The sequence below is a fragment of the Psychrobacter sp. bablab_jr014 genome (genome assembly GCF_016464015.1).
Taxonomy (GTDB): domain Bacteria; phylum Pseudomonadota; class Gammaproteobacteria; order Pseudomonadales; family Moraxellaceae; genus Psychrobacter.
In genome coordinates this window covers 1-20978 of the sequence record NZ_JACDXT010000018.1, presented here as the reverse complement: position 1 = coordinate 20978, position 20978 = coordinate 1, and the positions used below count along the sequence as shown (strand labels likewise).

The 20978-nt window shown below is 46.9% G+C and carries 19 protein-coding genes and 1 tRNA gene; 15 read left to right on the top strand and 5 right to left on the bottom strand.

Annotation, left to right across the window (positions count from 1 at the left end; translation table 11 throughout):
- Nucleotides 1-312: 312 nt before the first annotated feature.
- Both JIE71_RS04575 and JIE71_RS04570 read left to right on the top strand, forming a co-directional pair.
- On the top strand, nt 313-867 hold the full coding sequence (locus JIE71_RS04575; protein ID WP_199507552.1) for a fasciclin domain-containing protein: 555 nt from the start codon (nt 313-315) through the stop codon (nt 865-867).
- 266 nt (nt 868-1133) lie between these two features.
- Nucleotides 1134-1787 carry a fasciclin domain-containing protein gene (locus tag JIE71_RS04570; protein ID WP_199507551.1) on the top strand — a complete coding sequence of 218 codons (654 nt, stop codon included), beginning with the start codon at nt 1134-1136 and terminating at the stop codon, nt 1785-1787.
- 170 nt (nt 1788-1957) lie between these two features.
- On the opposite strand, the gene JIE71_RS04565 is transcribed toward JIE71_RS04570, so the two are convergent.
- Nucleotides 1958-3487, bottom strand: a complete 1530-nt coding sequence (locus tag JIE71_RS04565) for an alanine/glycine:cation symporter family protein (RefSeq protein WP_199507550.1) — start codon at nt 3485-3487, stop codon at nt 1958-1960.
- A 795-nt stretch (nt 3488-4282) separates the two neighbouring features.
- Between JIE71_RS04565 and JIE71_RS04560 the strand changes: the two genes are divergently transcribed.
- From JIE71_RS04560 to JIE71_RS04540, 5 genes are all read left to right on the top strand, one after another.
- Nucleotides 4283-4918 (top strand): LemA family protein, encoded by a 636-nt coding sequence (locus JIE71_RS04560; protein WP_199507549.1) that lies wholly within the window; start codon nt 4283-4285, stop codon nt 4916-4918.
- A gap of 198 nt (nt 4919-5116) precedes the next feature.
- Nucleotides 5117-6289 (top strand): TPM domain-containing protein, encoded by a 1173-nt coding sequence (locus JIE71_RS04555; protein WP_199507548.1) that lies wholly within the window; start codon nt 5117-5119, stop codon nt 6287-6289.
- An 86-nt stretch (nt 6290-6375) separates the two neighbouring features.
- On the top strand, nt 6376-6906 hold the full coding sequence (locus tag JIE71_RS04550; protein WP_199507547.1) for a TPM domain-containing protein: 531 nt from the start codon (nt 6376-6378) through the stop codon (nt 6904-6906).
- A 158-nt stretch (nt 6907-7064) separates the two neighbouring features.
- Nucleotides 7065-8063 (top strand): adenosine deaminase, encoded by a 999-nt coding sequence (locus JIE71_RS04545; RefSeq protein ID WP_199507572.1) that lies wholly within the window; start codon nt 7065-7067, stop codon nt 8061-8063.
- An 85-nt stretch (nt 8064-8148) separates the two neighbouring features.
- Nucleotides 8149-8499 (top strand): hypothetical protein, encoded by a 351-nt coding sequence (locus JIE71_RS04540; RefSeq protein ID WP_199507546.1) that lies wholly within the window; start codon nt 8149-8151, stop codon nt 8497-8499.
- 24 nt (nt 8500-8523) lie between these two features.
- Here JIE71_RS04540 and JIE71_RS04535 read toward each other — a convergent pair whose 3' ends face one another.
- A complete protein-coding gene (locus JIE71_RS04535) occupies nt 8524-9447 on the bottom strand; it encodes a LysR family transcriptional regulator (protein WP_199507545.1) in 924 nt (307 codons plus the stop codon).
- 172 nt (nt 9448-9619) lie between these two features.
- Here JIE71_RS04535 and JIE71_RS04530 point away from each other — a divergent pair, with 172 nt between their 5' ends.
- Both JIE71_RS04530 and JIE71_RS04525 read left to right on the top strand, forming a co-directional pair.
- The gene (locus JIE71_RS04530) at nt 9620-10066 is read left to right on the top strand and encodes a DoxX family protein (protein ID WP_199507544.1); all 447 of its coding nucleotides are present in this window, start codon (nt 9620-9622) and stop codon (nt 10064-10066) included.
- A gap of 44 nt (nt 10067-10110) precedes the next feature.
- Entirely contained in the window at nt 10111-10929 is an 819-nt protein-coding gene (locus tag JIE71_RS04525; protein WP_199507543.1) for a DODA-type extradiol aromatic ring-opening family dioxygenase, read from the top strand.
- 79 nt (nt 10930-11008) lie between these two features.
- On the opposite strand, the gene JIE71_RS04520 is transcribed toward JIE71_RS04525, so the two are convergent.
- Nucleotides 11009-11085, bottom strand: a tRNA-Arg gene (locus JIE71_RS04520).
- 327 nt (nt 11086-11412) lie between these two features.
- Here JIE71_RS04520 and JIE71_RS04515 point away from each other — a divergent pair.
- The 5 genes from JIE71_RS04515 (at nt 11413) to queF (ending at nt 16182) form a co-directional block, all read left to right on the top strand.
- Entirely contained in the window at nt 11413-12081 is a 669-nt protein-coding gene (locus tag JIE71_RS04515) for a c-type cytochrome (RefSeq protein ID WP_199507542.1), read from the top strand.
- Nucleotides 12082-12398: 317 nt separating this feature from the next.
- Complete coding sequence (locus JIE71_RS04510) at nt 12399-13361, top strand: ABC transporter ATP-binding protein (RefSeq protein ID WP_199507541.1); 963 nt, start codon at nt 12399-12401, stop codon at nt 13359-13361.
- Nucleotides 13362-13393: 32 nt separating this feature from the next.
- A complete protein-coding gene (locus JIE71_RS04505; protein ID WP_199507571.1) occupies nt 13394-14167 on the top strand; it encodes an ABC transporter permease in 774 nt (257 codons plus the stop codon).
- Between the two features lie 224 nt (nt 14168-14391).
- The gene (locus tag JIE71_RS04500; RefSeq protein ID WP_199507540.1) at nt 14392-15234 is read left to right on the top strand and encodes a hypothetical protein; all 843 of its coding nucleotides are present in this window, start codon (nt 14392-14394) and stop codon (nt 15232-15234) included.
- A gap of 96 nt (nt 15235-15330) precedes the next feature.
- Entirely contained in the window at nt 15331-16182 is an 852-nt protein-coding gene (queF, locus tag JIE71_RS04495) for an NADPH-dependent 7-cyano-7-deazaguanine reductase QueF (RefSeq protein ID WP_199507539.1), read from the top strand.
- A gap of 81 nt (nt 16183-16263) precedes the next feature.
- On the opposite strand, the gene JIE71_RS04490 is transcribed toward queF, so the two are convergent.
- On the bottom strand, nt 16264-17982 hold the full coding sequence (locus tag JIE71_RS04490; protein ID WP_199507538.1) for a proline--tRNA ligase: 1719 nt from the start codon (nt 17980-17982) through the stop codon (nt 16264-16266).
- A 646-nt stretch (nt 17983-18628) separates the two neighbouring features.
- On the opposite strand from JIE71_RS04490, the gene JIE71_RS04485 reads away from it, so the two are divergent.
- On the top strand, nt 18629-20044 hold the full coding sequence (locus JIE71_RS04485; protein ID WP_199507537.1) for a hypothetical protein: 1416 nt from the start codon (nt 18629-18631) through the stop codon (nt 20042-20044).
- A 106-nt stretch (nt 20045-20150) separates the two neighbouring features.
- Here JIE71_RS04485 and JIE71_RS04480 read toward each other — a convergent pair whose 3' ends face one another.
- Entirely contained in the window at nt 20151-20744 is a 594-nt protein-coding gene (locus JIE71_RS04480; RefSeq protein WP_199507536.1) for a hypothetical protein, read from the bottom strand.
- Between the last annotated feature and the right edge of the window lie 234 nt (nt 20745-20978).

Sequence of the window (20978 nt, the reverse complement as noted above, 5' to 3'; positions counted from 1 at the left end):
GTTTTTAGGGCGAATCATTAGAGCACACTGAGTGTTTTTTGGATTAAAAAACGCACACAGATAAATGAAAGTCTTACAAGGAATATTAAAAAAGGAACAAAAATTGATAAACAGATACGAACAACTGTGTTAAGTAAACAAGCTAACGTTACATCAGTATTACAAAAATACAGGTGACAGAAAGCGGCGTGATAAATCAATTATGTTAGTTTATCTTTAGCAAATTCGCTGCAATACTGGGTAGTTTTACGATTACCTATTTTATAACACATTTAAAATTATTTAATAATTTTGACAATTAAGGACACGACTATGAAACTTACTAAATTGGCTACTATCGGTGCACTCGCTGTCTCAGTCGCAGGTCTGAGCGCTTGTAACAGCATGATGACGCATGACGATATGTCAAATGACACGCCGATGCATGACAAAGCCACAGATAATATGAATATCGTACAAGTGGCACAGGGCAACGAGGACTTCTCATTGTTGGTCGAAGCCGTACAAGCAGCAGGTTTAGGCAATGCCCTATCAAACCCAGACGCGCATTTCACTGTATTTGCACCAACCAATGAAGCGTTTACGGGTGTGCTAAAAGAAACAGGCATGACCAAAGAACAACTGTTCGCAAACAAACCACTACTAACCAAAGTACTGGGCTACCATGTGCTAAACGGCACCATGCCAGTCTATGCTAAAGATGTGAAGCCAGGTAGTGTCATGACCGCAAGCAAAGACACCCTTGTTATCACTGCTGATGGTAAGCTAAAAGATGAAAATGGTCGTACTGCTAACATTGTGAAGACTGATATCAAAGCAAATAACGGCGTTGTACACGTAATTGATAAAGTATTGCTACCAAAATAAACGCAAGTAAAAGAATTGACCACATAATAGATTAATCACTGATGTTACATTGTTTTTGGATTGCCAATAATTAGTGATTGGCAATCTAATTTTAAGCGGTAGATTTGCCCCGCTATAAAACCAACAATAAAAGCGCACTACCAAATCCGTGTTTTAGTCTAAGGTTTCGCCACTTTCTTTAGGTTTAAAGATACCCTGAAAACCATTTTAGATTGTGATTTTTTGTTTTGTGCATTTTATCGATAACGACACAATAAGGATATATCATGCTAAATTTAAAAACGACATTATTGCCGCTAGCCGTTGCGATGACTTTGCCATTAGCAGCTTGTAGCAACAACGAAACCGCAGAGACAGACACTGCTGAAGTTGAAGCACCAATGACAGAAGATCAAGACATGGCTGCTGATACAGATATGGCGACCACAGAGCCAATGGCAGAGACAGATGCAACGATGTCAGCTGACGATATGGCGACCGCCGAAGCAGATGGTATGGCAACCCAAAGCATCGGTGAAATGGCCGCTGCCAATGAAAACCTAACCGTACTGACTGCGGCACTAAAAGCAGCAGATCTAGACAGTATGCTGATGGAAAATGGTGAGTACACCGTATTTGCACCAACAGACGAAGCCTTTAACAAGCTATTGACCGATATGGGTAAAACCAAAGAAGAACTGCTAGCAGATACTGAAACCCTTAAAAAAGTACTGCCATATCACGTGGTAGGTAAGGTAGTAAAAGCAGCAGACATCCCATACGGTCAGCCTATTGAAACTGAAAATGGTGGCACGTTTACTATCGGTGAAGACAATACCATCACTGATGCTAGTGGTAACAAAGCCAAAATCGTTGGTACAGATATGATGGCAACCAATGGTGTGGTACATACTATCGATACGGTATTGATGCCTAAGTAATCTGTAGATAACGCCATTGTCTTATCCATGACATATGGCTAACAACAGCTCATAGCAAATGACAAACCCAACCAAAATTTTGGTTGGGTTTTTTTATAAAAAAACAGCCCAAGTCATGCTTGGGCTATTGGTTATTGAGTCAGGAGAATAAATGGTATTTAATTAAAGACTTATTTCTTATCCCAATCGCTAGCGTCACGCGCTTCACGACGTGCTTCCCAGTAAGGCGCGTTTTTGATACCGAACTTCGCTGGGTCAAAGGTATATCTGCTTACGCCTGCTTTACGCTGTGCTTCGTAGTCTTTGAGAATGTCCATGGTTGGACGTGCCACAAAGAAGATAACCAAAATACCCAAGATGTTAAGCCAAGCCATCAAGCCCACACCGATATCACCGATGCCCCAGATATAGCCTGCTGAGTTTAGACCACCATAAGCAACCATCGCCATGATAAGGATTTTGACCAATAACAAACCAATTTTATTGGCTTTTTGACTGACAAAACGGGTTAAATAGGCCACGTTAACTTCAGCAATGTAGTAGTACGCTAAGATAGTAGTGAAGGCGAAGAAGAATACAGCAACAGCGATAAAGGTATCACCAAAGCCGCCGTAGACTGACTCCATAGCCATCTGTGTAAACGCAGGTGAGTTGATTTCAGTAGTCGCTGCGATGTTTTGTACGATGAACTGACCTTCTGGTAGCGTACCTTGGATGTTGTACGTGCCCATGGTCAAAATCATAAACGCAGTTGCAGAACAGACGAGTAGGGTATCAACGTACACAGAGAATGCTTGTACCAAACCTTGTTGTGCTGGATGGTCAACTTCTGCAGCACCTGCCGCGTGAGGGCCAGTACCTTGACCTGCTTCGTTTGAGTAGATACCGCGTTTTACACCCCAACCAATCGCTGCACCAAAGCCAGCTTGTGCAGTGAATGCGTCGCCGATAATACTACCGAAAACAGTAGGAATCATATCGAAGTTGGCAACCATAATGATAAGTGCTAATACGATATAGCCAATCGCCATAAAAGGGACAGCGAATTCAGTAAAGGTAGCGATACGTTTGATACCACCAAAGATGATAATACCCAACACCACAAGGATGATGCCTAGCGCTACAAAACGCATAGAGCCAATGTCACTGCCCATAAAACTAACAGCGCTGCCTTCACCCATGACCTGAGTGAATGCATTGATAACACCATTTGCTTGCACGCCTGGCAGGAAGATACCACACGCTAGGATAGACGCAATAGCAAAGACCACACCATACCAGCGCTGACCCAATGCGCGCTCAAAGTAATACGCAGGGCCACCACGATATTGACCTGTTACTGTGTCTTTTTCTTTATAAATCTGCGCGAGGGTTGATTCGGCGTAAGCCGTTGATGCGCCCAAGAATGCGACAATCCACATCCAAAATACCGCACCAGGACCACCGAAACCGATAGCTGCTGCGACACCAGCGATGTTACCCATACCCACACGACCTGCGAGCGATACCGCAAGTGCCTGAAAGGATGAAATACCGTCTTCACTGGACTTGCCTTGGAATAGTAGGCGAATCATTTCTTTGAACAAACGCACTTGAACGAAGCGCGTCATGATAGAGTAGAACAAACCTGCGCCTAGACACAGATAGATGAGCGCATTGCTCCAAATAATTCCGTTTAAAGCATTGACTAAACTTTCCATAGATGTGTTCCTTACATGAACCCCAGATATCAACAGTAATATTAATAATGTGTTCAGTAGCCAAAGGCTGCTGTCTTACTGATAACAAGGACAATTCATCTGTCTTATCCACTAAGTAGCGGTCACAATTCCATTTGCTTTTTTGTGTCTGTCATCGAAGTGGTGACCCAACCTAGGTCCTACGGATAAAACAGATATCACATGATGGGTATCAAGCCGTTAGCCTGTTTACCGCATCTTCTATAGGTAACTGGCTGCATGAGTGTATGCGCTTGGTGCTAGATTGTTAGAAACCTGTATCATATACTAATAATACATTACAAATCTAATACCAAATGAACGTAAACAGTGTTACCAAGTAACTGCAATTTGCCACAAATTAGCAGTAATTGCTAGCGATTTTTACAGTACCATCGCGTATATTTCTGTTTACTGGCTTAAAACAGCCAAAATAGATATATACATTAATGTTACTAAATTGTTACCAAAATCGGGTATAACTAAATATTTTTATCCATTTGAAGATTGCCATAGTAAATAACAAAACGAGTATGTAAAGCGTTAAAAAAACAAGCAAGACAGCTGTTTTATTTTTATAAAATATTGATGCTTAAATATTGATAATATTGATTATTTATAGGATTTTTGACAGTTAATCCTTGGTACTTTGGCGGTTGGTTTTTGGTAACGACTGATTGTAAAACCAAAGTGATAGCGTCATCATTGACAACATAACAGGCAGAATATGCCGAGCAGACAATAGAAAAATACAAAACATTTTTAGGAGACACATATATGACTCGACGGTCAATCTTTAAACCGCTGTTGTTATCTGCCGTATTAGCGACCTCTAGCGTTGGTTTGACAGGTTGTGGCTATAACAACTTGCAAGCGCAAGACGAGCAAGTCACCGCGGCATGGTCAGAGGTGGTCAACCAATACCAGCGCCGTAGTGACCTTGTGCCAAACTTGGTCAAAGTCGTTAAGCAATACGCTGACCAAGAGCAAGAAGTCTTCACGCAAGTCGCTGAAGCGCGCTCGCGTGCAGGCAGTATTACAGTGACGCCAGAGGTACTAAACGATCCGCAAGCGATTGAGCAGTATTCACAAGCGCAAGCGCAAATGGGCAGCGCACTATCACGTTTGATGGCCGTATCAGAGCGGTATCCTGAGCTAAAATCTGACGCCCTGTTCCAAGATCTGCAAGCGCAGTTAGAAGGGACAGAGAACCGTATTGCAGTCGCTCGCAACCGCTATATTCAAGAAGTCCAAGGCTATAATACGACGGTGCGTCAGTTCCCGACCAATATCACGGCCAAAGTGTTTGGTATGCAAGCAAAGCCAAACTTTACGGTGGCTAATGAAGCAGAAATATCCACTGCGCCGAGTGTGGACTTTGGTAACGACGGCGACGAGGCCAGCGCGCAATAAGGTAGAAGGCATACCAAGCCAGTTATTGACTAGGGCGTGTCATCATTTAGATGGCGAGGCTTAAAATGAGCAGACAATAAAGCTAAATCGATAATAAAAATAAAAACAGACGCAAGCGGTAGCAATAGTAGATTTTACATACCGTTGTTGCCCTTGCAGTCAATGATTTTCGTATGTGGGTAAGGTGGAATAAGGTCTATGGACGTGTTTAAAAAAATTGCGACAATCAGTGTGCTGGTCTCTGTCACCAGTACCGCGTCCTTATTACATGCTGCACCGAATGATACGAGCGCGTCTGACCAAACTGCAGATGATATTGTCGCTATCAGCAGAGCCGCTCAAGACAATGAAGCCATCAATGATGCGGTACTCGGTAACGAGGCGATTAATGATGGTATTTTAAATAATGAGGCCATCAATCCGCGCGCTGAGGGTGGTGATGATATTGCTGTTGCCAGTGCTGACAATACCGACAGTACAGAGGCTGCACCCGCACCGCGTACTTCAAATGCTCAAAATGTGGACGCGGATAAGCTGATTTTAAATGAGCCAGTCGTCGATCAAGCCAATATCCTTAATCCCAACGAAAAGCTACAACTGACAGCGCAGCTAAAAAACATCTATCAACAAGGTTTGGCTCAAGCAGCAGTTGTGATTGTGCCGACGACCAATGGTCAGCCGATTTTTGATTATGCCCTGCAAATAGCAGAAAAATGGCAGTTGGGACGCGAAGATGTCGATGATGGCTTATTGATTGTTGTGGCAGTCAATGACCGCGAAGTCTATATGCTGACAGGCTATGGATTAGAAGGCGTGATACCTGATGCCGTTGCCAATCGCATTATCCGCGAGGATATGACCCCTTATTTTAAACAAAACGACTATGCAGGCGGTTTAAGCGCAGCGCTAAACCGTGTCGAGTCGCGCCTGACTGCTGACCCTGAGGCGCTGGCGCGTGCAGATGAAGCCGCGGCTGCTGAAGCGGCAAATGAGAGCGACCAACCCTCAACCATTGCTTTGTTTATTATTGCTTTTATCTTTGGCACGTTTTTAACGCAGCTGTTAGGTCGGGTTGTCGGCTCATTAGTGACGACAGGCAGCTTTTTTGCAGGCTCGCTGGCGATCGGGGGCGGCTTTATTATGACCTTGATACTGGCCATATTCTTATGGGTATTTCTTATTTCAAGACGCTCAGGCGGCGGTGGTAAAGGCGGTAAGGGTGGCAAAGGGGGACGCGGTGGCGGTATGGTCATCGTACCAGGTTTTGGCGGCGGCTTTGGTGGTGGTAGCGGGGGCGGCGGCTTCGGCGGTGGTGGTTTTGGTGGCGGTGGCGGCGGTTTCGGTGGCGGCGGTGCTGGCGGCTCGTGGTAATGAATGATATAACGATAATAACCAACCAAATGGCTATTTTTAGCATGCAACGGCGCTTTGCTTATTGATATTTGAAGGACACAACCATGACACAACCAAAGGCATCTACCGCTAAAGACAGCTTGTCTCGCTGGTGGCGGCAAGTGCTGTTTGTACCCATGTTGCACAGTCGCTGGCTGACCCCAACTGTCAAAGCGCATTTGAGCGAAAAAGTAGCGGCTGCTGAAAAAGGGCATCGCGGTGAAGTGTTTTTGATTATCGAAAACCATTTACCGATTGAGCAGGCATACCATATTGACACCTATGAGCGTGCCATTGATCTATTCAGTGAGTATCGCGTGTGGGATACCGAAGAAAACACAGGTATTTTGGTATACGTCAATATTTGCGAAAAAAGCCTGAACATTGTCGCTGACCGTGGTATCAATGCGCACGTCAGTCCCACCGTTTGGCAGGCGATGTGTGACAAAGCGCTATCAGGTATCAGTAATCAAAAAATCGAAGAAAGTCTTGGTGAGCTACTTACCGAAATCGGTCACCTCTTGCGCCAATACTATCAATTAGAAGACAATCCAATGGGTAATGAGCTGTCCAACACCGTGGTGCATTTAAAGTAGTAGCTAAATTAAAAGTAACCTGTTGTTTTTATAAGCAATAATGCTGATGAATAAAGACTGATAAGTACTTTCTTACACGCAGCATAAACAGACAAAGTGTGGCATAATACGCGGCTTTATTTGTATCGCGGTGCTTATTTATGTCTATCACTCCTTCTATGCGTCAACTGATTCAAGCCTTACCCAAAGCCGAATTGCATCTGCATATTGAAGGCTCGCTGGAGCCTGAATTGATGTTTCGCTTGGCCAAAAAGAACAACGTGGCGATTCCTTATGACACCATCGAAGACGTGCGCCGTGCTTATAATTTTAATAATTTACAAAGCTTTTTGGACATCTATTATGCAGGCGCAAATGTCCTGCAAACCCAAGATGACTTTTATGACCTAACGTGGGCATATATCGAAAAGTGCCGCGAAAACAACATCGTCCACACTGAGATATTCTTTGACCCGCAGACGCATACTGAGCGCGGCGTGCCATTTTCGGCGGTGATTGGTGGTATCAAAGCCGCATTAGACGATGCGCGCAGCCAGCACGGTATTACCTCGTGCATTATCATGTGCTTTTTGCGTCACTTGTCCGAAGCCGATGCTTTTGCCACCCTTGAAGAAGCGCTGCCGTATAAAGACGACATTATCGGTGTGGGTCTTGACTCTTCAGAAGTGGGCAATCCGCCATCGAAGTTTGCAGGTGTGTTTAAAGCAGCAGCGGCGCATGGTTTTAAGCTGGTCGCGCATGCGGGTGAAGAGGCGGACTTTTCTTATATTAATGAAGCGCTGGATTTACTTAACATCCACCGTATCGACCACGGCGTTCAGTCAATTCATAGCGATGCGCTGATGCTGCGCCTCAAAGATAACCAAATGCCGCTGACCGTGTGCCCAAACTCAAATATCGAGCTGTGCGTGTTTGACCATTATAGCGAGCACAATATCAAAGAGTTGCTAAGCTATGGTCTCAATGTCAGCGTCCATTCGGACGACCCTGCGTATTTCAAAGGCTATATGAATCAAAACTTCTTTAACCTTTGCGAGCATTTACCGATGACCGAAGAAGAAGTGATTACGCTGGTGAAAAATGGCTTTCGCTCTGCGTTTATTGACGATGCGGCAAAAGCGCAGTATCTGGCGCAAGTTGATGCGGCAGCGGCATAAACTTTTGGTTTATATAAAAAGAGGTGCGATACTATATCGTGCCTTTTTTTATGGCCTTTTATTCACATAAAACAGAGAACTCATCATGATGCATGGAATGTGGTGGCTACTGATTATTATCGCGGTAATTGCCGTATTGTGGTTGATTGCGTCTAAGCGCGGGGACACGTCAGTAGCAAACAGTAAAGCTAAAAAGCCAAATAATGACGCGCTACAAAAGACAGCCGCGCTGATTGAAAAGACCTTTAGCCATTACCGTGTGACGCGGCGTAGCAATCACCTGCTGGTCACCAAGCACGCCCTCAAAATCGCTATGATAACGATGGATAAAAAAATCCCCGTTGGTGAGCGTCTTTTGGGTGATGTACGGGTGCTCAATTATCACCGTGTGCCAAATGTGGCAATACTAAAAGAGGCTTTGTCATCAGCCTCGTAACAGACCATCAAGCGTTTGCTTTGGTCAATACTGATTCGCCGCGATGCGCGCATCCCAATATGGCGGCGAGCCATAATAGCTGCTAAGAAAATCAATAAAGCAGCGCACCTTATGCGGCAGCAATTTTTTGTGCGCGTAGACGGCGTATAGATGAATGGGCTTTGGCTCGTATTGCGGCAATATCGGAACGAGTTTGCCTGTGCTCAGCGCCTCACTGGCAATAAAGGTAGGCTGCAACACAAAGCCTGCACCCGCGACGGCGGACGCCACGAGCACGTCGCCATTATTACTATAAAAGGTGCTGCTTTGTTTAAAATAGCGTGTCCTTAGGTACTCGTAAATCTCTCCAGTCGCTTCCATATTAATGTAGCTGTAATGCAGATAGCGATGGTTGTCCAGCTCTGCTAAGGTACTTGGCGTGCCATGCTTTTGTAAATACTCAGGCGACGCGCACAGTACGACACGAATCGGCGCAATCTGTTTTGCCACCAGCGAAGAGCTTTTAAGCTCGCCAATACGTAGCGCAATATCAAAGCCTTCTTCGACAATGTCTACCTTTCTGTCATTTAACTGTAAGTCAATCGTCACATCAGGGTAGCGCTTTTGAAAGTCGGTGGTCAGCTTGGCCATGTGCTTGAGTGCAAAGGACACAGGGGCACTGATACGCAACGTACCTTTTGGCTTTTGTTGTAGGCCGTGCAGCTGTGCCGTCATATCATCGATACTGAGCAAAATCTGCTGCGCGTGGACAAAGTATTGACTGCCCGCTTCGGTGACACTGACTTGGCGTGTGGTGCGCTGTAATAGCCTTGTGCCGAGCTTTTCTTCTAACTTAGAGACATATTTACTGACCAGCTGCGGTGACAAATTAAGCGTGTTTGCTGCTTTGCTAAAGCTGCCTTCATTCACGACCGCGACAAAGGCGCGCATTGCATCAATACTGTCCATACTCCCTTCCTTTTATAACCGTCATATATCAGGTGCTTATTTTATAGTCATTATCAATGATGTGTTGTTAATTATTCAATAATGTGCGCCTTATTCTTTAAAAGTGTTGATAGTAAAATGAGACCATCTAAACAAGAATCTCATTTTTAACATTCATACTAAGGTATTGGCTATGCAACATTCATTTTTTAATAAGTTATTGGCAACGCATGCAGGCTATGCCGCCCTCGTACTTCGTGTGCCTGTCGGTTTGATTTTGATGGCGCACGGCGCACAAAAGCTGTTCGGCTGGTTTGGTGGTAATGGCTTGGCAGGTACGGCAGGATGGCTTGCCAGTATCGGTATCGAGCCTGGCTATTTGATGGCGATATTGGCAGGTGGCTCGGAGTTTTTTGGTGGGTTGGCACTCATCATCGGTCTGCTGACACGTCCTGCGGCACTGGCGACCGCGTTTACGATGCTGATAGCGATATTCTCAGTCCACATCAGTAATGGCTTATTTATGTCAAACAATGGCTACGAATATGCATTGACCTTAATGGTGGCGACGCTTGCACTGATGATACAAGGCGGCGGTCATTTGAGCGTGGACAAACTGCTCAGTACCCGATCAGCCTAATGTAAATCGCCGCACCCATTATCCATAACACAAGGAGTAGACTTATGAAGTCTGTCAGTCATACCATGACGCAACCTGTCTTTTTTATTCCGCATGGTGGTGGGCCGTGCTTTTTTATGGACTGGCAACCTGCCGACACATGGCAGGGGATGGCCGACTTTTTACGCAGTATTGACAGTCGCTTGCCCGCACCGCCGAAAGCAATCGTCGTTATTAGCGCGCATTGGCAAGATACAAACTTTAGCGTGACAACGAGTGCTCAGCCCGAGCTGATTTATGATTATTATGGCTTTCCGCAGCATACCTATGCGCTGACGTATCCTGTCAAAGGCGCGCCAAACTTGGCTGCACGCATCAGTGATAGATTGAGCCGGGCAGGTTTGGACAATACGCTAAACCCCACACGCGGATTGGATCATGGCGTATTTATACCGCTCAAGGTAATGTTTCCAAATGCCGATATTCCTATCGTCCAGTTGTCACTACGTCACGATCTTGACCCTGAGGCGCATTTGCTGGCAGGTCAGGCGCTTGCCGATTTGCGTCAAGAAGGGGTATTGATTATTGCCAGTGGCATGAGCTTTCACAACATGCGCGGCTATGGCAACGAAAACTTTACTGCGCCATCTGAACGCTTTGATGCATGGCTGAGTGAGACGATGCAGCAGCCGAGAGATGCACGCTTTGCCGCCCTGAATAACTGGGAACGCGCGCCCGATGCGCACATCGTCCATCCTGCGGGCGAAGCAGAGCATTTGCTACCGCTTATGGTCGCTGTAGGTGCGGCAGGGGAGGACACTGCGCACAAAATCTACTCCGAGCAAGTGCTAAAAACCCAGATATCGGCGTGGCAGTTTGGGTGATTTGATAAGTAAAAAGGGGTGAGCAGTGGCGTGTGATGGCTATAGTGTAAATACAAAAGAGTTGACGCTACAGCACAAATGGTGCGCCCGGCGGGAGTCGAACCCACGACCCTCGGCTTCGGAAACCGATACTCTATCCAACTGAGCTACGGGCGCAAATGCAGGGTATTGCCAAGATACTGCTAGAATTAACCGCGCTCAGCGGCACGGTTAAAGACCGCTTAGTCTAGCAAATAAAAGGGAAATTGCCAATCGACAAAGCGGGCAATCAAAGCTTTTTGTGAAAAAACGCCGATTGCTTGTAAACAAACATGGCAATTTACCCGCCTTTTCCCTTATAATGCTGTGGAGTATTTACACTGATAATCACCGATTACAAGTTGATAGGGTTGGGTAACATTGCAACGTAGGCGATATGAATGCCAATGACCGTAGCAGACATCATCTATCACCACTTGTATATGTAATAAGAGAACGTGACGAATGAGAAAAGTAGTTATGTTATCGGCGGCTGCCATTCTAGGAATCGCTAGTATCGCGGTGAGCCAAGCTGAGGAAGTCGTAGACACCCCCGTAAGCGTCAGCGATGTTGCAGAAGGGCAAGACGTACAAGAAGCTGCACCTGAGGTATTGGGCGATGCGCCACAAGCTGCGGCAGATACAACAGATGCTGCACCTGCTGAAGGTGAAATGACGGCAGAAGGCGATGCCGCTGCTGAAGGCGAAGAAACTGCCGCTGCTGCACCTGCCGAAGACGAAGAGCCAATTCCGACAGACACACCGCAAGTTCAAAAGTTAATCAGCCTATATCCGACATTGATTGCGCGTATTCAGCCTGTCGGCACGGTTTGTTTTGAAGGTGAAGATTGTGACGTCACAGCGCGTAGCTCAGGCGCTTCGGCCGATGGCGAGCCACGTGACGGCAAAGCGGTCTACGATGCGGTATGTCATACTTGTCACGCCACAGGTTTGCTCGGCTCGCCGACCTTTGGTGACGCTGGCGCATGGGGCGCTCGTATTGGTAAGGGTAAAGACACTCTATATAAGCACGCTATCGAAGGCTTTAACAGCATGCCAGCCAAAGGCGGTGCAGACATTCCAGACGAAGAAGTTCAAAACGCTGTGGATTACATGGTTGCCGCTGTCAGCTAACTGGCATGACGAAGACCTTGTTTCCAAGTCTACAAAGACACTCATCTTGCAAAAGATGGGTGTTTTTTTATGGGGTGGCGTTTTACATCCGCCATTTCATTATAATCATTAGTATGGATAAAGAGCCTATAGAGCAAGGCTTTATGATGATTTTTACTTATTAGGTAAATTGGTTATCGTCCGTGATTGTCGGTTGAAATTTAGCATGGGTAGCCTCAGATTAGAGCTTTAGCATTTTTTATAATAACTATCGTATTTTTTTTCATTTGACAAGATAGCGAGGCGCAACACTCGTATCTCAAACTGTAGAGGTCTTTATGTCTGACGTACCTGCGTTATCGATAAACAATCTGTCCAAAACCTACAAAAATGGCTTTTCGGCACTCAAAGGTGTCTCTTTAACCGTACCGCAAGGCGGTTTTTTTGCATTATTGGGGCCGAACGGCGCGGGCAAGTCCACGATGATTGGTATCATCAGCTCGTTGTTTCAGCCGACCACAGGCAGTGTTGAGATATTTGGCACAGACCTATTGGCCAATCCGTCGCTAGCCAAACAATATCTTGGCGTGGTGCCGCAAGAATTTAACTTTAATATGTTTGAAAAAGTTGAAGATATTTTAATCACCCAAGCGGGTTATTTTGGTATTTCGGCAAAAGAAGCGCGGCCACGGGCAAAGCGTTTGCTGACGGCGCTTGGTCTGTGGGATAAACGCGGTAACAAAGCGCGTGAGCTGTCAGGCGGTATGAAGCGCCGCTTAATGATTGCGCGTGCGCTCATCCATAAGCCCAAACTGCTGATCCTTGATGAGCCTACCGCAGGGGTAGATATCGAGCTGCGCCGCTCGATGTGGGATTTTATGCAGCAGATTAATATCGAAGAAAACACCACCATTATCTTAACCACCCATTATCTTGAAGAAGCGGAGCAGCTGTGCAAACGCATTGCCATTTTGGATCATGGCGAGATTCGTATTAACACCGAGATGAAAAATTTACTTGCGCAGTTGTCGGTTGAGACGTTTGTCTTTGATTTGGAAGTTCCCGCCAATCATACGGTGCAGCTTGATGGCGTGACCGAAGTGACACAGCCCGACAGTCAGACGGTCGAGGTGACTTTGACAGAAGGTGAGTCGCTTAATAACGTCTTTGAGCAGCTGTCAGCGCAAGGGCTGGTAGTCGCCAGTATGCGTAACAAAGCCAACCGCTTAGAGGAGCTGTTTATGCGCCTAGTGGACAAAAATATCGACAGTAAAGACAGCATGAAGGAGGCAGGATTATGAGCCAAACGCCAGCACTAGACACCAAAAAATCCATGTCATGGAACAAAAAGTGGATTTCATTTTGGACCATTTTGCTCAAAGAAGTGCGCCGTATTTTACGCATTTGGCCCCAGACGCTATTGCCGCCTGTGATTACCATGAGCTTATATTTTGTCATCTTCGGTAAGATGATTGGCTCACGTGTGGGCGAGATGGGCGGCGTGCCGTACATGCAGTTTATCGTACCCGGTCTTATCATGATGTCGATTATCACCAACAGCTATTCCAACGTGGTGTCGAGCTTTTTTAGTGCCAAATTTACCGCCAGTATCGAGGAGCTTTTGGTATCGCCCGTCTCAAAGCACGCGATATTAATGGGCTATGTCAGCGGCGGTATCTTTCGCGGGCTGGCGATTGCCTTAATCGTCTCTATTGTGGCGCTGTTTTTTACGCATTTGGGTATTGAGCATTTATTTGTGACCATGTTCACGGTATTGGGCACGTCGATTTTGTTTTCACTTGGCGGTTTTATTAATGCCGTGTTTGCACGCTCATTTGATGATATCTCTATCGTCCCAAGCTTTGTCTTGACGCCGCTGACCTATTTGGGCGGTGTGTTTTATTCTATGGAAAATCTGTCGCCATTTTGGCAAAACATCTCGCTATTAAATCCTATTGTCTATATGGTGAACTCGTTCCGCTACGGTATCTTGGGCTACTCTGACGTGAATGTCTGGTACTCGATGGGCGCGATTTTTGCCTTTTGCGTGATATTTTATGTGATCGCTTATCGCCTGCTAAGCAATGGTTCACGGATTCGTTTGTAGTTAATGCAGTTAAATTTCAATAAAACTGATATAGCATAACAACTTTCTGCGATTAGACGGTATTTTTCTTGCTTGCTGTGACTGCGTCTCCAGAGGCTACGAAAAATACCGTCTAATCACTTTGCATCGATTGTATAGTGAATTAACAATAGCGGAAAAGCGGTGCTTGAGTTCTGGCACCCATTTGCTTACTATATAGCCCAAAAATTTGTTGGGCTTTTTTTATGCGAAAAATGACTAAGCTGGTAAAAATAAGTGGTTTGCTGCTGACACTATGTGCAGGGGCAGCGCAGGCAGAGAGTGCGCCGCGTGCCGCGATGAGTGACTATGTGTGGGAAGTACTGCCGCAAGAGGCGTATCCTTATGAGGCATTTACCGAGTGCTATGAGCTGGACACCGACTACAATGCGGCGGGCGAATCTGCCTATGATCTTTGTATGTATGACATTGCCGAAGCACGGGACAATGGACTGAGCAAGGAATGGGGACTGTCTGAAACACTAGCGCGTGAAAAAGACACTATTTTCATTAAAGTACCCAATCGCCGTTTGCCACTGACGTTTCGTGAGCATCACTCACGCTACGAAGACATTAGTACAGAGCTTCGGCTACAAACTTATGATGCCGAGACTCAGGAGCTTGTCATCAGAGAGGATTTGTCAGAAAGTGCCAATGCTATTCTCGTTGATTTAAAGACAGGTCTCAATCAAGAACTTATAGGGGTACAGCCTGCTTTTTCGCCCAGTCGTGATTATGTGGCAACCGTTTCTGCTTATCCCGGTGATACTTATATAAATATTGCAAACAAACAAACCAGTGGCTATTACGACCTTGAAAGTGAAGACGAAAACAGCACAGACGTCATTGAGGCGCATATCGCCTACTATAACGGCGAGGATGCGTATAAAAATCCCTCAAGTGTCAAGCTAGAGTGGGTGACGGACAGCAGTCTGCTGGTCGATTATTACTACACCATCAACTATGATGACAATGCCGCTTACCGCGTGCGCTTTAATTACGTTAAGCCTGAAGGCAGTGATGAATGGCAGGTTGTACCGATTCGCTAACGTGACAGATGCAACCACACAAAAGGCGCACAGCAAGGGTTGATTGCGGTAAAATACGGCCACTTATTATCATGTATTTAGCAGTTAGGGCAGTTTATGAGTATTCACGGCATTTTGGGCGAGCACACCACCGACTATCCAACGCAGTATGACCCAAGTCTGCTGTATCCGATTGCGCGCTCGCTCGGGCGTGATGTGATCGGCGGTGATGCCACGCGCTTGGCACAAGGGGTAGACTGGTGGCACGCATTTGAGCTGTCGTGGCTTGATGCACGCGGTATCTCACAAGTGGCGATGGCACGCCTTGCTATTCCTGCGGACAGCCCATCTATCATCGAGTCTAAGTCTTTAAAGTTATATTTTAACAGCCTGAACTTCACGGTATTTGAAAGCTGGGACGCGGTCAGCGCGCAAATCACCGAGGACTTATCTGCGTGTTTGCAAGCGGCGGTTGAGGTCAGTTTGTTTGCTTTAGGTGAGATGCCTGAGAGCCTACAAATCAGTCAGCCAGCAGGCAGCTGTATTGATGAAGCACTGGCAGAGAGCACTGATAAGGTGGCGCTATGCGCGCATCCTGATGCCAGCTTGCTACAGGCAGCAGGCGAGATGACGGACGCCAATGAGGCGCAGCTGCTGTATTGCAATTTGCTGCGCAGTAACTGTCCTGTGACCAATCAGCCCGATTGGGGCACGCTACAAGTGCATATTGTCAGTGCAAAAAAGGTCGATACCGCCGCGCTATTGCGTTATGTTTTGAGCTTTCGTCAGCACAATGGCTTTCATGAGCAGTGCGTGGAGCAAATCTTTGCTGATTTAAGCGCCTTTTACGCGCCGACGGAGCTGATGGTGCGCGCATGGTACACGCGCCGCGGTGGTATTGATATCAACCCATGCCGCGTCAGTGATAGCCGCCTATTGCCTGCGCCCAGCCGTTTGATTCGTCAGTAAAGCACGCCGTTTGGCCTTAATGATATGCACAAAAAAAAGCGCCACGATGGGCGCTTTTTTATTAACGATTGCGAGCAGCGATTATTCACAGCCAAGCGCGGCAAGCAATTCGTCATGGCTTAAGAGCTGCTTTTCACCTGTGCGGCGGTTAACATGCTCGTATTTGTCTTCAGCAAGATTGCGGTCAGAGACGATGATGCGATGCGGTACGCCAATCAGCTCAAGGTCAGCAAATTTGACGCCAGGACGCTCGTTGCGGTCATCTAGTAGCACATTCACGCCACGCGCTTTTAGGGTTTCATACAATGCAGTGGCTGTCTCAATGACCGTATCTTCTTTTGATTTCATCGGCACGATAGCGACTTCAAACGGTGCGAGTGAATCCTTAACGTCAGGGGTGGTCGGCCATAAGATACCATTGGCATCGTTATTTTGTTCGATAGCCGCTGCGATGATACGACTGACCCCGATACCGTAGCAGCCCATCATGAGCGTGACAGGCTTGCCTTCTTCACCTGAAACGGTGCAGCCGAGCGCTTGCGAGTATTTGTCACCCAATTGGAAGATGTGACCGACTTCGATACCGCGTTTGATTTGTAGCGTGCCTTGACCATCTGGAGAGGCATCGCCTTCTTGCACATTGCGGATATCGACCGTGCGTGTGATGTGTGCGTCGCGCTCCCAGTTGACACCGATGCTGTGTTTGTTGACGACGTTTGCGCCTGCCACAAAATCGGACAATTCAGCGGCGGCACGGTCGACCAGTACAGGCATGTCCAAGTCCACACCGATATAGCCTTTATACAAGCCTGCTGCTTTTAAGTCAGCATCGCTAGCAAGAGTCAATGGCGTTGCCACTTCGTCCAATTTTTCAGCTTTGATGTCGTTTAACGTGTGGTCACCACGTAAGACCAGCGCGACCAGCTGCGGCTCACCCTCAGCGGTTTGCCCATTAACAATCAAAGTTTTGACCGTTTTAGCCAGTGGCAAGTTCAGATAGTCCGCGACTGCTTCGCAGGTCGGCATCTCGACGGTGTCGATATCTTGACGGGTCATGGTTGGCGCTTGACGCTCGCCGATACTGATGGCTTCAGCCAGCTCAATATTGGCTGCGTAATCCGACACATCAGAGAACACGATGTCGTCTTCGCCGCTGTCCGCAAGGACGTGAAACTCATGTGACGCGAAGCCACCAATCGAGCCTGAATCGGCCTGTACTGCGCGGAAATCTAAGCCCAAACGGGTAAAGATACGCGTATAAGCGTCGTACATGTCTTGATATGTATTGGCAAGTGAGGCTTGGTCGATATGGAACGAATAGGCGTCTTTCATTGTAAATTCACGCGCACGCATCACGCCAAAGCGTGGACGAATCTCGTCGCGGAACTTGCCTTGGATTTGGAAAAACGTTATGGGCAGCTGCTTGTAGCTGCGCAGCTCGCCTTTAGCAAGATTGGTAATGACTTCTTCGTGCGTTGGGCCAAGCACAAACCCGCGCTCGTGGCGGTCAACGAAACGTAACAATTCAGGGCCATAATCTGTATAGCGGCCACTGGTTTGCCACAGCTCAGCAGGCTGCGTCATCGGCATCAAAAGCTCTTGTGCGCCGATACTCTCCATCTCTTCACGTACAACGCGCTCAACTTGCTTTAAAATCTTTAGCCCCATTGGTAGCCAAATATACAGCCCTGATGCGATTTTACGAATCAAGCCTGCACGTACCATCAACTGGCTAGAAGCAATATCAGCGTCGTTTGGGGTTTCTTTTAGCGTGGCAAATAAACATTGACTGGCTTTCATAAATAAAGCGTCACCTTATCTTGGGTAAAATAAATAAGAGGTCGGACAGGGTAAAAATGACCGCTAGGCTGGGCGCAATCGTATCGACCAGCAGGATAAAGACACCTTCTCCGAACCAATAGAGGCATCTGACATACCAAACGCGTTACGCGAGTTGTGCAGAGGCAATAAAACATTCTCGGTACAATCAAGCTATGTTAGGTAAACTTGACCGCAGACGCAATAATTTTTCTACTTTTTACCATTTTCATGTCAATATTTAAGCATTTGGCGCTTATTTTTTGGTTATACATGGCAATCGAGCGAATATGATATAAAGCCGCCATTAAAAAAATAAATAATGCGGTTACAGCATGAAAACATCCTGCCATCGTAAGCGACCCCTATGGTTTGTTTCATACTTTATGAATCGGTACGCTTTTTGCTTAGATTGATCTTGACGCGCCAAACCATAATGACCATATCAACCCATGGCACAGGTGGCGTAATAAATGGCTTGGCAGGTCTCGTACTTGATTGAACAATGTTTTACAATGAAAAACAGCGTAATATGTTGTGTGACTAAAAAATAAAGCCTGTACCATAAAGCAGTTTACGATGAACCATTATTTGAGCGGTATCTTGACGTACAACTTGGAGGGATTACATGACCTATTTGGCAGACAATCATCAGCAGAACCTAAAAAAGGTGTTGCGCACTGCTTTAGTGGGTATCCGTCCTGCTGATCAGGTACTGCTAAAGGGCTATCTACGTATCCTGTTGCGTCTAGAGGCTGATCTTGAATGGGTTTCTGCCAGTCATAGCCAAGTGGATTTATATCTTATCAGCCATGAGTTTCGTGATGCCGCGAGCGTTTTAAAACTGTTATCTACGCAAGTTGGTAAGCCTGTGTTATACGTCAGTCGTAACGATGATGAGACAGGTTATATGGCAGATAATCATGTCGTATTGCCGCTAAAAAAACTCGATAATCTAAGCGATTGGCTGATGCGCTATGTTGCGGTCTTGCAAAAAGGCTCGGGCAGCGTTACCAATATTATGAAACAGCAAGCCTATGCGCCTGAAGACGAGGGCGAAACACCTGTTACGCTAGAAGCCGCGCGTCAGGCAGAAAATAATATCCATGAGACAGTGACGACAGGTCAGTCTGAGGCGCGTCCGCAAGAGCCTGACACACCGCCTGCGCCAAGCACATCGGCTCAAGCCCAGCCACAAGTCAACCCTGCCGAATCTAGAGCTGTAGAACACAGCAGTCAGAACTATTACGGACTGGTACGCTGTATTAAAACCTTACAAAGTCGACCAATAGGGTTAAATCAAGTCACAGCTGAGCACAATGGAGCACGCCGCCGTGTCGCTATCTTGGAGCCAAGCACAGGCAGATTGTGGCAAGATACGACAATGCCTGTACCTTTGGATCTGTCGTGGGCGGTAGAAGACTATATCGATGAGCGCCCCGATGATAAAGACGCAACAGACTTAACACAGTGGCTGTGGCAGGCAGCGTGGCGACAAAGCACGCTACTTACGCCACTGATTAATGATGATGCTACTTACCGTTTGCGCTATTGGGTCAAGCCTGCACTCGACAATCAAGGACGTGTTATGAACGCCAAAGAGCGCCGCGAGATGATGCGCGTGATGACTGCAATAGAGCATGCCCCGCGTAATGTCAGTCAAATGGCGCAGCGTGCGGAAATCTCAGTCGGTAGCAGCAAAAAAATTATTGCAAGTTTGCTGTTTGCAGGCAGTTTGCAGGCGGACAATTATATTGATATTGATACCCGTATCCAACGTAGCGTCGACCCTACAGCGCCAAGCGCCAATAATGACATGCCGAGTCCCGTAGAGCGTCCAGCCGCGCCTGTGCAAATGACGATGGATGAACTCTTGGCGCGTCGCGCTCGTGGTGAGCAAACCAGCGCGCCGACGAGCAGCAGTGTGGATGTCAATCTGACAGGCAGTAGCCAGTCAGTAGCTTCTGAACCTGAGCCAGCACGTGCGCCGCAGCCTGCCAAATCAGGATTTTTATCCAAACTACGGCAAAAGCTCGGTTTATAAAATAAGCGCTCAATCCTAAATAAGAAAAGCGCTGCTTAACATCAGGCAGCGCTTTTTTATGGGCTTGGTGTTTGCGTCTATGATTTATTGATTTAGATTTATTGATTTATGACGTGGTCACCACACGCGCATCGGCACTGGTCGCATCAAAACTGGTCACGGTGTCATTGATAATCACATCAATGCTATTGCCGCCGCCATGACTGACGAGTTGGGTTTTGCCATCGCTACTGCGGTAGGTAGGATTGTTACCTTGACCCTCAGGCGCATCTAAGGTCATCGGCGCTTGATTAGGCATAGTAAGGCGCGCGCTTAAAATACCAGATGGCGAGGTAGTAAAGACCACACTGATGACTTCGCCTGCCGCATTTTGATAGCGCATGTCAGTGATTTGTGTGCCCGCGAGGGTTTCGGCAGGCGCGTCTGTAGTGGCATTGTCAGCCGTATTTGTAGGCGCGGTATCGGTTGGCGGGCTGTTGTTTTCAGGCAATGCTTGATTGGCCTCGGTATTTTGAGCCACTGTATTTGTATCCATTGTTACGCTGGCTTCTGGCGCAGACGCGGTGTTCTCTTTAGTCTCTGTAACGGGTGTTGCCGTGTCGCTGGTCGGCTCAGAGGAATCACAGCCCGTTAGCAACAGACCGCTCATACCCACCACCAATAAACTGCGCTGCCAAAGACGTTGTTGTGTGCTGGGCATCTGCCGCACTCCTGTTATGATGAAAAATAAGTAGGGCATGTTGGACATTCGCAAATAGGCACTGCTGATCGCTAAAATTGTTCCAGACAAGGCACAAAGCGACGATAATGCAGATGCCTTAGCGAGATTTGCAACGCAGTATGGGGCAATTTTAGCATCAGCCCGCAGGGACAGGACTCTTTTTTGCCGCTTCATCGTTAAAAATAAGCGCTTAGAATGACTAAACTTATTATT

What these genes read in the sequence shown, in the direction of transcription:
- JIE71_RS04575 (WP_199507552.1), top strand. Translation starts at nt 313, where the DNA reads ATGAAACTTACTAAATTGGCTACTATCGGTGCACTCGCTGTCTCAGTC.
- JIE71_RS04570 (WP_199507551.1), top strand. Translation starts at nt 1,134, where the DNA reads ATGCTAAATTTAAAAACGACATTATTGCCGCTAGCCGTTGCGATGACT.
- JIE71_RS04565 (WP_199507550.1), bottom strand. Translation starts at nt 3,487, where the DNA reads ATGGAAAGTTTAGTCAATGCTTTAAACGGAATTATTTGGAGCAATGCG.
- JIE71_RS04560 (WP_199507549.1), top strand. Translation starts at nt 4,283, where the DNA reads ATGACTCGACGGTCAATCTTTAAACCGCTGTTGTTATCTGCCGTATTA.
- JIE71_RS04555 (WP_199507548.1), top strand. Translation starts at nt 5,117, where the DNA reads ATGGACGTGTTTAAAAAAATTGCGACAATCAGTGTGCTGGTCTCTGTC.
- JIE71_RS04550 (WP_199507547.1), top strand. Translation starts at nt 6,376, where the DNA reads ATGACACAACCAAAGGCATCTACCGCTAAAGACAGCTTGTCTCGCTGG.
- JIE71_RS04545 (WP_199507572.1), top strand. Translation starts at nt 7,065, where the DNA reads ATGCGTCAACTGATTCAAGCCTTACCCAAAGCCGAATTGCATCTGCAT.
- JIE71_RS04540 (WP_199507546.1), top strand. Translation starts at nt 8,149, where the DNA reads ATGATGCATGGAATGTGGTGGCTACTGATTATTATCGCGGTAATTGCC.
- JIE71_RS04535 (WP_199507545.1), bottom strand. Translation starts at nt 9,447, where the DNA reads ATGGACAGTATTGATGCAATGCGCGCCTTTGTCGCGGTCGTGAATGAA.
- JIE71_RS04530 (WP_199507544.1), top strand. Translation starts at nt 9,620, where the DNA reads ATGCAACATTCATTTTTTAATAAGTTATTGGCAACGCATGCAGGCTAT.
- JIE71_RS04525 (WP_199507543.1), top strand. Translation starts at nt 10,111, where the DNA reads ATGAAGTCTGTCAGTCATACCATGACGCAACCTGTCTTTTTTATTCCG.
- JIE71_RS04515 (WP_199507542.1), top strand. Translation starts at nt 11,413, where the DNA reads ATGAGAAAAGTAGTTATGTTATCGGCGGCTGCCATTCTAGGAATCGCT.
- JIE71_RS04510 (WP_199507541.1), top strand. Translation starts at nt 12,399, where the DNA reads ATGTCTGACGTACCTGCGTTATCGATAAACAATCTGTCCAAAACCTAC.
- JIE71_RS04505 (WP_199507571.1), top strand. Translation starts at nt 13,394, where the DNA reads ATGTCATGGAACAAAAAGTGGATTTCATTTTGGACCATTTTGCTCAAA.
- JIE71_RS04500 (WP_199507540.1), top strand. Translation starts at nt 14,392, where the DNA reads ATGCGAAAAATGACTAAGCTGGTAAAAATAAGTGGTTTGCTGCTGACA.
- queF (WP_199507539.1), top strand. Translation starts at nt 15,331, where the DNA reads ATGAGTATTCACGGCATTTTGGGCGAGCACACCACCGACTATCCAACG.
- JIE71_RS04490 (WP_199507538.1), bottom strand. Translation starts at nt 17,982, where the DNA reads ATGAAAGCCAGTCAATGTTTATTTGCCACGCTAAAAGAAACCCCAAAC.
- JIE71_RS04485 (WP_199507537.1), top strand. Translation starts at nt 18,629, where the DNA reads ATGACCTATTTGGCAGACAATCATCAGCAGAACCTAAAAAAGGTGTTG.
- JIE71_RS04480 (WP_199507536.1), bottom strand. Translation starts at nt 20,744, where the DNA reads ATGCCCAGCACACAACAACGTCTTTGGCAGCGCAGTTTATTGGTGGTG.